This window comes from Actinoallomurus acanthiterrae, from assembly GCF_054775715.1.
The window spans coordinates 11,510,001-11,525,537 of the sequence record NZ_BAAHCO010000001.1; the positions used below are offsets into that span (position 1 = coordinate 11,510,001).

Consider the following 15,537-nt stretch of genomic DNA (forward strand, 5'->3'; position numbering starts at 1 on the left):
ACTCCTCGCGGATTATGTCCACGAGGTTAACTGCGTTTCGGGCAAGTAAACCATTGCCGAATTTGCGAGGCAATGGGTAAGTCACAGGTGAATCGATCAAGTAACAACGAATGTGACGGAACGGTTACGGTGCGGCACGGGCTTTTCACCAGGGCCGGTTCGACCTCGTCCCCACCGGCCGTGAACCGCCCGCATGAACGACGTGACGCCCGCGCACGGTCGCGGAACGGCGATGATCTCGCGGAGGGGAAACGCCCTGTCAGGTCGAGTCGTCGTCGGGCGGGAGCTTCGCGCGGCCCGGTCGCCAGCCTCGGCGCACGCCGAGCGGCACGACGACCCCCGCGAACGCGACCAGCAGCGCACCGCCGATGGCGCAGACCGCGATCAGCGCACCGACATCACGGGTCCGGTGATCGACCGGCGGTGGACCGCCGATGTCGATCGGCTGGGCGCCCACGCGAGGTGACGTGGAGGGGCCGCCCGTGTCGCTGATGAGCGCGGTCACCGCCTCACGCGGATTGACCATCCCGCCGCCGCTGCCGGCCCCGACGCTGCCATCGGCGGTGGCGACGATGCGCCTGAGGAGCTCCGGCGCGGTCAGGTTCGGCTTTTCGGACTTGACCAGAGCCGCGACGCCAGTGACGTACGGCGCGGAGTAACTCGTGCCCCGAAGATCGCCGACGTAGCCGTCGCCCTCCGTGCTGATGATGCTGTCGCCGGGCGCGGACACGTCCACCTTCGAGGTGGTGTTGGAGAAGTCGGACAACGGACCGTCGGGTCCGATGGCTCCGACGGAGAGCACGCCGGGGTACGACGCGGGGTAGGCCTGCTGCTCGCTCGCCTTCTTGGTCGGGTCGGTGTTCCCCGCCGAGGCCACGATCAGGACGCCCTTCTTCCGCGCTTTCTCGACCGCCTGCCGGAGGAGGGGGTAGTCGGTGTTGGTGGCGGAGACGTTGATGATGTCCGCCCCTTCGTCCACGGCCCGCATGATGCCCTTGGCGAGCAGCGTGCCGTCGTCGTTCGACGCCTCTTGGTTCTGAATCTTGACCGAGATCAGGTGGACGTCGGGGGCGACTCCCACGAACGGCATCGACCTGCTGTTGCGCTCGTCCTGGGCCGCGATGATGCCTGCGACCGCCGTACCGTGGCCGTAGCAGTCGGTGTTGTGGGTGTGGGTGAGGTCGATGCTCTTCACGACCCGGCCGGCCAACTGCGGGTGCGTCTGATCGATACCGCTGTCGACGACGGCGACCGTGACGCCCTTCCCCCGGGTGATGTTCCAGACGTTGGTGAAGTCGAGCCTCGACTGCGCCCACGGCACCTGCTGAACGCGCGACGCCGGGAAGGACTGCGGGGTGGGACAGGGAGGGACGGGCGTCGCCGTCTTGATCTTGGTCTTGGTGACCGTCGGGGCGGGGGTGGGCTTGGTGGCCGACTTTGTCGGAGACTTTGGATGGGCGGATGGCGACGGTTTGGCCCGGCCGGGAAGCGCGAGGGCCGCCGGTGCGCACACGCTCGCCGAGAGCGCCAGCGAGCCCGCGACGGCAAGCCCCGCCAGTCGTACCGCCCGCATGCCTCGCCTCCCCCGGGAACGCACCGACCAGAGTCGCACTTTAGACGATCGACGCGACGACAGGTTCCGATCGCGGTCATTCCGGGCAGACGGCCCGTTAGCATCAGTCCTCGTGGCCCATCACGACCACTCCGAGACCGCACCGCGCCGGAGGCCGACGGTGCTACTCAGCGTGGTCGGCGTCGCCGCGGTCGCGATCGCGCTGGCCAGTGCCTTCGGCGGCCTGGGCGCCCGGCCGAGCGGGCCCGCCACCGTGTCCCCGGGCGCGACGGTGGATCAGGGACTCTTCAAGGTGCAGGTCCTCGACGCCCGCGCGGGCCGGTTCAAGTTCGGGGCTTTCGGCAAGGCCGACAACAAACTGGTCGTACGGACGCGCGTGACCAACACCGGGAACCGCTCGTGGGGCGTGGGCTCGTTCCTGAGCGGAGTCGTCGCCGAGCCCAAGCCCGGCAAGTACGTGCAGCCGGACCTGATGCAGTCGAACGGCGACCTCCTCGGCGGCACGACCACCGAGATCCACCCGCGGCTCCCGGTGGTCGTCCAGCTGGTGTGGCCGCTCCCGGACACGACGACGCCGCAGTCCGTCACCCTCGCGCTGCGCGCGTGGCAGTACGGCCAGGCGTTCAGCACGAACGAGATCGCCTGGAGCGTCACGAGCACCTCTCCCGTCACCGCGACGGTGACCCTTCCGGTGCGGCCGGGGGCGACCTCATGAAGACCTTGGTCAGGGCCGCCTCCTGGCTCGTCGCCGTGGCGCTCATGGCCGCCGCCATGTGGCTGCACGGGGACAAGCCGCGCCAGGACGCCAAGATGCTCGACCCGATAGCGAGCCGGGGCCGCATCGGCGCCGTGGTCAGCAACCGCGTCTTCAGCGTCCAGGTCGACCGGGTCGACGTGGCGACCGCGATCGTCAAGGACAGCATCGTCAAGCGGACGGCCGTCCCCAGCCCCGGCCTCTTCGTCATCGTCTACCTGCGGATCAAGAGCAACCAGAAGCCGTTCACGCCCGGGCACGTCCGGCTGACCACACCCGGTGGCCTGTCGTACGACGAGAGCGGCCGCCCGGACATCTCCGGTCGTTCCGGCAGCTACGAGCCGATGTTCTGGAGTCCCGCGTCGTACGTCTTCGAGATCCCGAAGGACCGGCTGGCCGGGGCGCGGTTCATCGTCGGGGACTCCAACCTGCTCAACCAGTTGAGCGCCGAGGCCGACGTGGACCTGGGCATCGACGCCCGAAAGGCGGCGGATCTGATCGGCCGTGCTCCCCGCGACTACGTCTTGAAGACGACATGACGTTCGACCCATACGATCAGCGATCGGCGCGCTCGCGGGCACCCCGCGACCCGTACGAGCACACGACCCGGGACCCGTACGAGTTCACGGTCCGGGATTCGTACGAGCACACGACCCGGGATCCGCGCGCGCCCGTGGCGCGGGATCCGCTCGAGGACACGGTGCCCGACGCGCTGCAGCCCCTGGACTCCGGAGCCCACCCGTCCGAACCGGCGGTGATGTCACGGGCGGAGGGTGGACGGCGCGGCCGGCGCCTGATCGAGGCCGCCGTGCTGCTCGTCCTGGCGCCCGGCCTGCTCACCGTCCAATGGATCGACGACGGCCACCAGGCCGCGAACATACAGCCGGCGGAGCGCGACACGACCGTACGCCTCGGCCAGACCGGAGTGCTCGGCCACGCCCAGTGGAGAATGCTCGGCCGGGACACGACCACGCCCCCGAGGGACTCGACGACACCGGCCGGTGCCGTGCACATCAAACTGATCCTGCAGGTGCGGCCACTCGACGCCCAGGGGGTCAAGAACGTCCAGGCGACCGGCTACCGGCTGCGGGACGGCGCCGGGCACGAGTGGACGGGGGGCCCGCTCGGACCAGACCCGGTCGCGGGGCGTACCGCCCAGATCGCGGTCACCTCCGACGTACCGGCCGCCCTGGTCAACTCCGTGCTACTGGCGATATCGCAGAAGTCGACGACGAAGGCGGGCCAGTCGCTGAACGGTCTCGTTTTCGCGCATTGACGCGGGCCACCACCAGGTCGAACGCCGCCGCCATCAGGCACACGCGCAGCGCCTGATGGACGAAGTCGACACCGAAGTCGACGAGGGACAGGCGCGCCTCCCACCAGGCGACCGGATGCGGGCCGAGCAGGTCGTAGACACCCCGCTTCCCCAGATCCGCGACGACCTCCAGACCCATGAACAGGGCGCAGAAAACGCCGAACGGGAGTATTCCCGCGCGGATGACCATACGGACCCCGTACACCGTCGGAAGCCACTTGTCGCGCAACTCCCGGGTGAAAACCTCGAGCGGCGTACGCGGCCGGTCCATGCCGCTGGCCGCGATGATCCGCCGGGCCAGCCGGCCGCTGCCGAGCGCGGCCTCCTCGGTGGCGTCGACACCGAGGATCACTCCCGCGATCACCAGCCATACGAGCGAACCGAGCACCGCCTCCTTGAGGGACGGCCACAGCGCACTCACCCAGCCGAAGAGGGGGCCGGTGAGGTCGGCGAGCCATCCCCACGCGACCCGCCCCTGCAGCCAGTTGGTGCCGGCGTTCCGGGCCTGGTTGACGGTGAAGAGGCCGAACAGCGTCCAGTTGACCTCACAGAAGGCGATCAACACCCCGCCCGCTCGCGCCCACCGCGGTTCCACCACGCGCTCGGCGACGAATTTGGCGATGAGGAAAGCGACGGTCAGTGCGATCGCGATGTACAGGTGATCCTGGAGAGCGCCGATCGACTTCAAGGCGTCCATCTGGCCGCCGAGGCCCTGCTCTCCGAATCCGCGGCCGGTGACGCTCTGCGCGTAGTCCCGTGCGTCGTCGACGTACCAGTTCCAGGCCAGGTAGAAGATCATGAAGGGCAGCAACGCGCGCGCCAGCGCGTCGAGGATGGTCTCCTCGTCCTGCACCGCCCATGAGGTGAGGGACTCGTCGAGTTCGTGCTGTCGGACCGCGGGCAGGCCGTCCTTGACACTGTGGACCATGAGCACCGTCACCGACAGGGCGGCCAGCACGGTGAAGCTCATCACAAAAACCGGCACGACGGCGTTGTGCAGCCCGAACCGATAACCGCTGTAGAACAGCGCGTACCGGAGCGCCTGACCGACCGTGTACCAGAGCGCCAGCGGCAGCACGAACCGGCCGGCCAGCCGGAGCGTGGCCCACGGCAGGATCACCGGGGACGTGGCGAGGACCGAGCGGCCCACCGGCCCGCGGTTCGGCGATGGAAGGGCTTGCGATTCCGGGTTCACAGCGGATCCAGGGGGACGTTGACGATGGTCTCGGGGGCGTTCATGGTGGTCTCAGCGTCACGACCGGCCCGGCCGCACGCGATGCGGGAGGAAGGCGACTAGCTTATGCTCAGCGGGGACAAAGCGGACAAGGGGAACCGATCGCGCGACTGACGAGTCTGTTCTAAGCGTCAAGCGTTTCGACATTATCGGAGGGGCATGAGTAGCGGAGCTTCGCGTGTCGCTCGAAGAGCTGCTGGAGAATTACCTCCGGCAGGTCGAGCGACCGAAGGAGATGCGCCGCGCGCTCGACGAGGTCAGCCCGACGGCGACCCGCCGCGACGGCCTGGTGACGGTCGCCGTCGGCCCCAGACGGCGACCGCAGGACATCCACTTCGACCCGAAGGTCTCTCACAAGCCGATGCCCAGCGAGCCGCCCCCTTCGATGATGACGAAGAACCATCAGCAGGCCGAGCACTCCCGGACTATTTCACGATCACGCGAGCACTGTGCGGGTGTAGTGGAGTGGCGAATGACAATCTGAGGCGCATTTTCCTCGGGAATGGACCGCGATTCTCGACGCGTCCGCCCGAGATTTACGAGGTCGACCGGCAACGAGCGCCCCTGGCGTGTGGGCTCGTGCGGGCGATGTTGACGGGGGTGAGTGGTGAGTACTGATCTCGATATTGATTTCGCGTCGTGGGGGAAGTCGGGTCGGGGTTTTTCGGGGTTGTCCGACACGTTGGCCACGGCGGTGGACACGCTGGTGGGTGAGTTGTCGGGGGCGGGGGCGGCTTGGGGGAACGATGACATCGGTCAGGCGTTCCTGAATGGGAGTGAGGGTTCGGCGGGGTTTGGTACGGCGCGGGACGGGTGTTTGGCGGCGCTTGCTGATGCGGTGAATCTGGTGCGGGCGACCGGGGGGATGTTGACGGTTGCCGGTCACCAGTACAAGTTGGCCGAGTCGGCGTCCACGGTCGGGGGTGACGTGCCGCAGGGTGCGGATCAGGACGCGGTGGCGGCCAAGGATCCGTATCGGTTGCCGGAGGGGAATTTCGATCAGCCGGTGGGGGAGTTCGACACGCTGCCGGAGATCGTGCAGAAGGGCTTGTTCTTCCTGGAGATGCTGGTCGGTGGGTGTCAGTGGCCGGACGGGAGCATGGATGGTCTGGGCCGGATCCAGTCGGCGCTGACCACGTGCGCGGACGCGTTCAGCCGGGGCGCGTCCGAACTGGATGATCATGCGGGTGTGGTCGTCAGCGCCAACGCGGGTGACGCCACCGACAAGTTCAAGACGTTCGCCCAGGCCCTGTCCGGTGGGGGTGAGGCTGGGGGGCTGCGGTTCCTGGAACAGTCTCTGCGGGATCTGGCGTCGTGGGTGGGGAGTTTGCAGGCGCAGAAGCGGGCGGCGCGGTTGCAGTTCGAGCTTTCGTGCGCGTTCGTAGTGATCACGATGGCGATCGGGTTCGCGTGGTCGTTCATCACCGCCGGTGCTTCGGAGGCCGCCGCGATCGGTGCGTCGGAGGCTGAGGGTTTCGCGTTGAAGACGTTCCTTCAGCGGGTGGCGTTGTGGATGGGCCGCCATCAGATCATGACGGCTGCCGGGGTCGGTGCCTGGTTCGGTGGGGGGATGGACGCGGCGGGGCAGTACGCGCGGATTCATGAGGGTGTTCAGAAGGGCTGGAACTGGGGAGAGTTCGGCAAGTCGGTCGGGATGGGCGCGGTCGCCGGTGGGGTGATGGGTGCCGCGGGGCGTGTGGTGGCCCGGCAGGGCAACCCGTTGACCACCAAGTTGGCCGACTGGATGGGCGCGCCGGGGATGAAGGGGGTCGGTGCCCGGTTCGGCTTCGCGGGCACCACCGGGACCGCGGGGAACCTGGCCGGTCAGGCGATCTTCGACCGCGACCACATGAACGTCGGCCAGGCCGCGGCGTTCGGGTTCGGCATGGCCGGACTCGGGGGTGCTAAAGAGGCCGGTCAGTACGCAGCCGGGCGGTTCCGCAACGGCGGCGCTACGCCCACCGGCGGTGGTGATGACGGGGGCCCACCGCCCCCACCGTCTGGCGGGTCATCACAGGGCAAACCATCGCACGGCGATGATGGGCCACCCCCGCCACCTCCGTCGTCGGGGGGATCATCACACGGCGGGTCGTCGCACGGCGATGACGGGCCACCCCCACCACCGCCGGGTGGAGGCGGGGGCCACGTTCTGACGTCCGACGGCACGCATGGCACCGACCTCGCGTCTGCCGGGCAGGCCGGAATCCCCCACAGGCGGCGGGACGGGCAACCTGTCCGAGTCGCCGTCCACAGGCGGGCAGGGTAGGCCGGTCCTCGGCGGCCAGGAGGGGTACACCGGCGGTTCCGACCGCGGGCCGGCCACGCCGGGCCAGCCCGGCCCGGCCGCGTTCCCGGTACGACCGCCGGAGACCGGACCCCCTGGCAGCTCGGCGCGGCCGAGCATCGCCGAGATGTTGAACGGTGACGGCCGGACCGGACGACAGCCTGGCGCGACCCCCGGCCGTCCCGAAGGAACGACCGGCAGCGGCCCCCGGCCGAGCGAGACCGGCCCAGGAGCCGGAGAGGGCCAGAGGCCGGGCGGAAGCGGCAGCGGCACGAGACCCGGTGAGGGGCCCACCGGCGGCCGGCCCCAGCCCGCCGAGTCCGGCCCCCCGTCCACCGCGACTCCCACCGACCGGGCGAAACCCGCCCCTTACGCCACCGACGACCGCCCTGCCGGTCAGACCCCGGGACAGCCTCGCCCGGGCGAGCCCGTTACACCACGCGGCGAGCCGACCCCGCCGGCGAACACCGCTTCACGCCCCGAGGTCCGCGAAACGGGCGTCGTCGGCGTGCCGACGGACCCCCGCGCATCGGGTGCCGCTCCCCCTCCAGGACATGGTGCGGCCGACGGCGGCCGGGCCGAGGCCGTCGGCGGCTCCCCCAGAATCGATGCATTCGGTGACCAGTCGCCGGAAGGACGGTCCCCGCAGGGTCATTCACCGCTTACACCAGAGTCTCTGCAGAAAAGCTTCGAGTCGGGGCCGGTGCATGAACTGAAACTCGGTGGCGGCAACGAAGCAGTATCGGTCAAGCTCCTCACCTGCGCGGACGGCCGGCAGGTCGTCGAAAAGGTGGTCCGTACACCGGAAGACCTGCATGGCGAGCTGCTCACGTCCATGCTCGGACAGAAGATCGGCGCGCCGGTGCCACGGGCGATCACCGACGGCAATCGCACGATCTACATGGATTACGCGGACGGCAAGCCGATCCGAGAGGTGCACCAGGACTACGAGTACCGCACGGATCTGCCGTACTGGAACAGCCCGGAGGGCCGCCGGCTCGGGCTCTTGGACCTGATCGTCGGGAACGGCGACCGGAGAGACAACTTCCTGATCGGTCCTGACGGCAACGTCATTGGGATCGATCACGCATTGGCCTTCTTCGACACGATGGGCGCCAATCCTCTCGATAACCCCTTCGTCCAGAAGTTCGCCGAACCCAACGGGCTGGGCGGCTACCGGATGATCGATAGTCCGCTCACCCATTCCGACGTCGCCTACCTGCGCCAGGCGCTCGAAAGTCTGCGCCCGGAGTTCGAAAGACTCGGACGACTGGACGACTGGTACGACCAGGCGATGGGCCGGGTGAACGAGCTCGGACAACATGCCACGGGGACCGACCCGCTCTATGGCGACTTGGGAGATCACCCCTCACAGCCGCATGACGGCACCGGCGGCCGACCCGAGGAGCCCGGGGGACGCGCCCCGGAACCCGACCGGCCGGCCACGGGCTCCGCGCACGATGGCGAGAACGCCCCGCCCTCGGAGCCTGCCACCCGATCCGTCCCGGAGCACGCGACTCCCGACCCGACCCGTCTCGCGGAACACGAGCCCGGCGACGCCTCGGCGCCCATCACGTCCGAGGTCCACACGCCGACGGCGGGCAAGTCGATCAACGACTTCCTCAATCCGCCGGACCACGGGCAGCGGGCCGAGGACGTCCCTCCCGCCGAGGGCGCACACGACCGGTCCGGCCCGCCCCCGGAGACGCCACGCGGTGAGAATCCCGCCGAGGCGCCACCGAGCGGAGAGAATCGAGCAGGGACCATCGCCGAGCCGCATCGGTCCGCTTCCCTCACGGACGGGGCGCGAGACACGCCCCCTTCGGATTCCCCTGGGCGCAGGGCCGAGCCGACGGTTCTGGATGGCACGCCGTCCGTTGACCACGGCCCCGCAGCGGACCACGCTCCGTCAGCCCGGTCGCTGGCCGACAGCGTCGCATCGGGCGTTCGCCACGAGGAGCCGCTGATCGTCGGCAGACCGGGTTACGTGGACCGGGTGACATTCAACGATGGCACCACTGCGGTCCGTAAACAGTTCCGGTTCCCGCGCGAGGCGGATGCCGAGACGCTCGCCTCCCGAGTCGGTGAGGCCCTCGGGGTACGCGTACCGAGAGTGCACCAGGACGGGCTCACCGTCTACATGGACGAGGTCGGCGGCCGGAACTCCCGTGGGGTCGTCGGTGAGGAGCACCAGCCGGCGTGGGCGGACAGCCCCGAGGGCCGGATGCTCGGTGTTTTCGACGTGCTCGTCCAGAACCCGGACCGCACCCCCAACTGGCACGTGGATGAGAACGACCACATCTACGCCATTGACCACAGCGATTCGTTCGGAGGGCTGCTTCCGGGCCCCAAGCTCAATCCGTTCGCTGCGCACTATCTGAAGGAAGACCGTCCGGCCCGACCCGAATTCGCCGACGAGAACCCCCTGTCATCCCACGACATCCACGACGTACGGCAGCGGTTGCAGGACGTCAAGCCCGAGTTCGACCGCCTCCGCCGCACCGATTGGTACGACGGCATGATGGAGCGGCTCGACGAGCTCGGCCGGCATACCACCGGCACCGAGCCCTATCTCGTCCCGGATCCCAGCCCGCGAGAGCCTCTCCCCCGGCGTCACACGAACGCCGCCTCCTCGGAGCCCGAAGCGCCGGCAGGAGCGGAGGACGCGGCACCGCCATCGACGGACCCGGTCGACGGTGCGCCGCATGGGAACCCACCGCACGAGCCGCCTCCCGGGCACCTGGCCAGCGAGCACCTGTCCGGTGGACACGAGCCCGCCGGCAGAGGCCCGGCCGGCCATCCGTCCGAGGGCGGCCCTACCGGTCACGAGCCGCCATCCGCCGGCACGCCCCCGGCGGGGCATCAGGATGCCGCTGGGCGAGAGCCCACAGGGCATGATCAGCCCACGACGAACGAAGCCCGGTTCAGGTTCCGGCGAGGCCGAGACGACGACCCGACGCCGTCTCCTGAACAGGATCAGCGCCCGACCGACGAGCAAGGCGTCCACGACAAGCGGACGAAGGGAGACCACACCGACCAGGAGCCTCGCACTGCCGACGGCTCCGACGCGCGGCGGTCGACGCCGACCGGCGAGCCGGACCCCGCCGGCACGACTGACGGCACCGGCCGTACCGATGAGGTCGGTGACCACCGAGCGGACGCTCTCGACGGCGGCCCCGATGTCCTCGAAGACCTTCCACCGCACCAGAGGGACGCCGTCGAGCGGCTCCTCGACGACGATGGCGTCCGCCGCCTGAACGAGGCGCTGGCCAGCGACGACCCCCAGGTACGCGCCGAAGCCCAGGCGTGGGCCCAGGATGCGAGTGAGGGACTGAGCGCCTGCCCGGTCGCCGATCGGGAGACGGTCTACCACTACACATCGCTACCGGCCGACCGGCTGGCCGAACTGGTCCCCGGCGCCGACGTGACGATGCACGGCGTGCTGGACGCAGAGGCCGCCCATACCCCCGACCACGGACAGCCCGTCGAGTTGGTGGTCCACTCCCGCAGTGGTGCCGTGATCACAGACCGAGTGTTCTTCCACCCGGAAACCCGCTTCCGCGTGCTGGCCGAAGAGCACTACACGTTGCCGATGCATGGTAAGGGTTGGCGGCCGATCCACCGCATCTTCCTCGCGGAGCTACCGGCCGACGGCTCTCCGCTGCCTGGCACGGTGGGGCATCCCGGCATCGACGCTCCTCGGCGACCCATGGACGAGCGTCTGCAGCAGGTTCACACATACCGTGAGCCCACCGACGCCGGCGTGGCCTACTTCCACCCGGGCGACGACGACCACAACTACAACATCCAGATTTCGCAAGGCATCAAACCGATCGATGGTGTCTTCCACATCGACATGCACGCGGACCCCGTAGTGGGCTTCGTCGGCGACGAAGCGCTCACCGGTAAGGACATCGCAACGCTGCTCAGCCACGAGCCCGCGCTCGCGGATCCACCGGCGGACAGCCGCCTGGTCCTCCTTCGTTCAGGAGCTTGCGACAGTGGTCAAGAGCGGCATGGCCTGGCGCAGGACATCGCCAACGAGACCGGCCTCATCGTCATAGCCCCGGACAAAGAGGTCTGGTACTCGACGGACGGCACCGCCCACGTCTCCGAGCCGATGACCTTCGACGCCAATGGGCGCCCTCGCGTGATCTACCCCCCAGAGGGCGCATGGCGGATCTTCGTTCCCGAGGGGGGCCACGCCCCTCCGGCGGGCCACGAGCCGGCGCCGACGGGCCACGAGCCGGTGCCGAGCCCGAAGGACGGCGGGACGCGAGAGCCCGGACCGGCCACGGGCGAACCGCATGGGTCCCAGCAGCCCCGGCCGCACGAACCCCCGGCAGATTCACACGGGTCCCGGCCATCCGAGTCGCACGAGCCCCCGGCAGATCCGTACCACCAGCGGCGGAGCGCACCCGAGAGCCGGGAGCCCGGTGAGCATCCAGTCGGAACGGATTCACACGCTCAGCGCCGCGAGGAACTCGCGCGGAGCGTCGCCACCGGCATCGACCCTGCCCAGACCAGACTCCTCGGGCGCGCCGACACGGCCTCGAGTCACGCCACGGGGTCCGAGCGGGTGGAGCTCGTCACCTTCAACGACGACACGCACGCGGTCCGCAAGGAGTTGAAGGCCGGCAAGGAGGACCAGGGCGACCGCGAGGAACTCGGCGCGCTGGTGGGCGGCGCCGTCGATGCGCCGGTGCCACGCGTGTACCGGGAGAGTGACCGTGTCCTCTTCATGGACCACGTGGACGGCGACACTGCGCTCGCCCAGCATCCGGACTCCTGGGACCCTTCGGACCTGGACCATCTCGGCTATCAGAACACCCATGGCGCCAAGATCCTCGGTCTACTCGACATCCTGATCCAAAACAACGATCGGCACAACGGCAACTGGATCATCATCGACGGAAACGTCTTTGGAATCGACCACAACCTGGCCTTCCACGATAGAGCCATCGACACCACCGCGAACTCGTTCGCCGAGCATTACGCGGACCTCGTGAAAGTCAGCGACGGGCACTACGAATACGTCTGGAAGCACAACGAGCTGTCCAGCAGCGATGTCGCGCTGATCAGGAGCAGGCTCGAAGCGCTGCGCCCAGAATTCGAACGGCTCAAGCACCCAGGCTGGTACGAGGAGATGATGGACCGCTTCGGACACATCGAGGAGAACGCCAAGGGAAAGACCTCGTTTCTGGCCTCCGATGACCTCCCGGCCAACCGGCCGGAGTCTGCCCCGGCCCACGGCGCCGTGGAACCCCCCAGAGAGAACCGGGACGATGGGGATGACGGGCCGACCGCTCCCCCGGCACCGCCGAGGCCTACCGGTCCGCAAGACCCCGCCGGCGGCGGCTCGACCCTCCGGCCGGACCAGGGTGACCGGCATTCTCCCGACCAGGACGGCCGGTCGTCCGACCCGCCCGCTCGGCCGACGGCCGAGACGCAGCCGGCGCCAGGCGGCTCGCGGGAGGACGCGCGGCTGTTGGTAGAAGGAAGGCGGGTCGCCCGGGAGTGTTTCATCTCCGATCCGAGCGACTCTTCACTCCGAGCGCTGGCCCGGATGAACCGCATTCTCGAAGCAGACGCAGGGACGTCGGCGCACGGCATGTCGGTAGGCCACCCTCTGGCGGATCTCGCCACGTCCGTGGGACTGGACGACCTGGCCGTGGGAAACCTGGGGAGGCTCTTCAACGAGGCCCAGGCGCACGGATTCGACCCTGCCGGCGCCGCTGACCGAGCCGGGCTGGTGGACGCGTTGAACCGCCATCGGGCGGCGGATCCGCATGTCTGGGACGGGATGGCCCTCATCGACGAATTGGACTTCCTCTCCGACAGCGACACCTCCACCCTGCGGGCACTCGCGCAGGTGGACGGGATCCTCGGTTCCGTACGCGGTTCGTTCATGTACGGTCTGCGCGACGATCCTCTCCTGGTCCTGTCGAACGACGTGGGCATGGGTACGGCGCTCCGTGCCCTCGGGCACCTGTTCGATGACGTACGCGCGCATGGTCTCGATCCCGCCACGGTCACCGACCGCGATTCGCTGCTGACCGCTCTGGACGCGCATCGCCGGTCCGACCCCCGCCGGTGGGAGGGAATGGTGATCGCGGACCATCTGAAGATCACGGCTGCCGACGACTCGGTCGCGCGTGCGCTGAGTCACATGGATGAGATCTACCGATCGGGCCGTGACGGAAACGGCCATTCACCGGGTGAGGCACTGACGGGCCTCGGCGCTCAGGCCGGCGGTGGCGGTCGTTCGATCGAACGCTTCGCCGCTGCCTTCGTCGAAGCCGAGAAGCAGGGTTTCGAACCCGCGCGGGCCGCCGATCATGAGGAGTTCATGGCCATCCTGGACCGGCTCGCCGAGTCTGATCCCCTCCTGTGGAACGGACTGTCGGTCGCAGAGCATCTCGGCATGCCGCAGGTCGACGCCAACACGGCCCGTAAGTTCGGGCGGCTGGACGAGATCATCGGCACCGATCCGCAGCTGCGGGGTGACCGGCGGCAGGGCATCGACCCGCTGCTGCGCCTGGCCGATGACCTCGGCCTCGGCTACTCGACCGACCGTCTGATTCGGATGTTCGACGAGGCCGAGAATCACGGATTCCGGCCGGCCGAGGCCGCCGATCGTGATGCGCTCATCGCGGCTTTCGATCGGCTGCGCGCGACGGACCCGTTGTGGGACGGCATCCGGATCACCGAACGCTACGGCGTCGAGGGCGTGTCGGACTCCACCGCGCGGGCGCTGGGCGAAATGGCGAGAATCGTCGGTTCGGACCGCGGATCTCGGCCCTTCGCCGTCGACCCGTTGGCGCGTATGACCGAGGAGATGGGCCTCGACTATTCGCTCAGAGATCTCGCGCAGCTCTACACCGACGCTCAGGAACGCGGATACGCGCCGGAGAGGGCGGCCGCCCGAACCGAATTGGTCGACGTTCTGAACCGGCACCGAGAGTCCTCGGACCCGGGGCCGAGTGCGCACGCCCCGGCGGACCGCCCGCCCGACGCGACGACCACTTCTGCGGCCGAGGATCCCCCGGGGCCCATGTCCGACGCACGAGGCGACGCATCGGCGCACAGCGCCCGTGACGCGGTTCAGGAGTCCCGCCTCGCGGCCGACGCGGAGCTTGGTCACGCCCGTGAGGAGGTCTCTCCTCTCACTCGGTACGGCGACGGCGAGCGAGAGCTCGCGATGGAACGCCTCCGGTCGCTGGAGGCACGCGTCGATGCCTGGGCACGGTGGCCGGATGAACCCGAGGTGTCCTACACCGCGGACCACGAGGCATTCCGGCAGGACTATCTGCGGGCCCTCTCTCGCGCGGAACGGGGCGAGCCGGTCGTTCCCTACCTGTACGAGAACGCCACGGGTGGTCTGGGGGCCCGTGACGGCGGTCGCGCCTTCGGCCTCGAACTGGAGATCAGCGGGCCCGCGGCCAACTCCACGGAAATGCTGAATGCCATCGCTCGAGACCTTCATGCGCATGGTCTGGCTCAGAGCGCCGACGTTCACAGCTACCACGCCGCGAAGGAGGCGGGCTACAGCGACGCCAGGAACACCTGGCGGGTCGAGTTCGATGACAGCGTCGCCGGAGAGCTCGTGTCGCCGATCCTCTTCGACGAGCCGGAGACCTGGCAGGCCATCGCCAAGGTGTGCGAGATCGTCACGTCGCACGGCGGAAAGGTCGACTTCTCGACGGGTGGACATATTCATGTCAGCACCCACGACTACGACCACATCGTCGAAAATCACCACAGCGTCATGCGGATGGCCGACTCCTACATGGACACGCTGTTCAGGCTCGGCCAGAACCCGGACGCCTACCAACACCGCGGCGTGGCATACTGCCAGCCGAATGAACAGCTGACGACCGGCTACGCCTCCATCGGCGAGGTCACCGCCGGGGACGACGGCCACAGCCTCGCCGTCAACATGAGCGGGATGCACGAGGGCAAGCAGACCGACCACATCGAATTCCGCATGTGGGACGGCTCCCTCGACCCGGCGGTGATCCAGACGAGGGTCAAGCTGTCGCTGGCTCTCACCGAGGCGGCCTTCCGGCAGGCGAACGGCCTCCTGCCGCCCAACGGCGGGCTGCGCGACCCCCTGGGCGCCCATCTCGAGGAGCGTAGGCTGGGCGCGGACCACGAACATCCGCAAGGGATCGGGCCGGCAGAGAGCTTGTCCTTCCGCCGTCTGATGGACGACATCTTCCACCGCGCCATCGACAAGGAACAGGCCACCGCACTGTTCGCGATCACCCGCTGGAGCTTGGCTGCGTAATGACACCTGAAAAGGAATCTCTTCCCATGGCAGTCAGCGTTCGTAACACGGAGGCGGCGGGTGCCCCTCCGACCGCGCCTACGAAGG

General features: G+C 68.8%; 8 protein-coding genes. 6 read left to right on the plus strand and 2 right to left on the minus strand.

Going from position 1 to position 15,537, the window contains the following annotated elements:
* Window positions 1-259: 259 nt before the first annotated feature.
* Window positions 260-1,573: a S8 family peptidase gene (locus ACYVF7_RS54400; RefSeq protein ID WP_460355624.1), complete on the minus strand. Its 1,314-nt coding sequence runs from the start codon at window positions 1,571-1,573 to the stop codon at window positions 260-262.
* 112 nt (window positions 1,574-1,685) lie between these two features.
* Between ACYVF7_RS54400 and ACYVF7_RS54405 the strand changes: the two genes are divergently transcribed.
* From ACYVF7_RS54405 to ACYVF7_RS54415, 3 genes are read left to right on the plus strand one after another with little or no spacing between them, the layout of a single operon-like run.
* Entirely contained in the window at window positions 1,686-2,288 is a 603-nt protein-coding gene (locus ACYVF7_RS54405; protein ID WP_460355627.1) for a hypothetical protein, read from the plus strand.
* A complete protein-coding gene (locus ACYVF7_RS54410; protein ID WP_460355630.1) occupies window positions 2,285-2,866 on the plus strand; it encodes a hypothetical protein in 582 nt (193 codons plus the stop codon). Before ACYVF7_RS54405 ends, ACYVF7_RS54410 begins: the two co-directional genes overlap by 4 nt.
* A complete protein-coding gene (locus tag ACYVF7_RS54415; RefSeq protein WP_460355632.1) occupies window positions 2,863-3,603 on the plus strand; it encodes a hypothetical protein in 741 nt (246 codons plus the stop codon). The genes ACYVF7_RS54410 and ACYVF7_RS54415 overlap by 4 nt, the downstream gene beginning before the upstream one ends.
* On the opposite strand, the gene ACYVF7_RS54420 is transcribed toward ACYVF7_RS54415, so the two are convergent.
* On the minus strand, window positions 3,521-4,792 hold the full coding sequence (locus ACYVF7_RS54420) for a hypothetical protein (protein WP_460355633.1): 1,272 nt from the start codon (window positions 4,790-4,792) through the stop codon (window positions 3,521-3,523). The two genes, ACYVF7_RS54415 and ACYVF7_RS54420, sit on opposite strands and share 83 nt — an antisense overlap.
* A gap of 262 nt (window positions 4,793-5,054) precedes the next feature.
* On the opposite strand from ACYVF7_RS54420, the gene ACYVF7_RS54425 reads away from it, so the two are divergent.
* From ACYVF7_RS54425 to ACYVF7_RS54435, 3 genes are all read left to right on the plus strand, one after another.
* A complete protein-coding gene (locus ACYVF7_RS54425; protein WP_460355634.1) occupies window positions 5,055-5,360 on the plus strand; it encodes a YbaB/EbfC family nucleoid-associated protein in 306 nt (101 codons plus the stop codon).
* 123 nt (window positions 5,361-5,483) lie between these two features.
* On the plus strand, window positions 5,484-7,142 hold the full coding sequence (locus tag ACYVF7_RS54430; RefSeq protein ID WP_460355636.1) for a hypothetical protein: 1,659 nt from the start codon (window positions 5,484-5,486) through the stop codon (window positions 7,140-7,142).
* 721 nt (window positions 7,143-7,863) lie between these two features.
* On the plus strand, window positions 7,864-15,450 hold the full coding sequence (locus tag ACYVF7_RS54435) for an ICP22 family protein (protein ID WP_460355639.1): 7,587 nt from the start codon (window positions 7,864-7,866) through the stop codon (window positions 15,448-15,450).
* Window positions 15,451-15,537 lie beyond the last annotated feature (87 nt).

Bases quoted from the DNA above. Each gene is read 5' to 3' on its own strand.
- ACYVF7_RS54400 (WP_460355624.1), bottom strand. From the start codon at position 1,573: ATGCGGGCGGTACGACTGGCGGGGCTTGCCGTCGCGGGCTCGCTGGCG.
- ACYVF7_RS54410 (WP_460355630.1), top strand. From the start codon at position 2,285: ATGAAGACCTTGGTCAGGGCCGCCTCCTGGCTCGTCGCCGTGGCGCTC.
- ACYVF7_RS54415 (WP_460355632.1), top strand. From the start codon at position 2,863: ATGACGTTCGACCCATACGATCAGCGATCGGCGCGCTCGCGGGCACCC.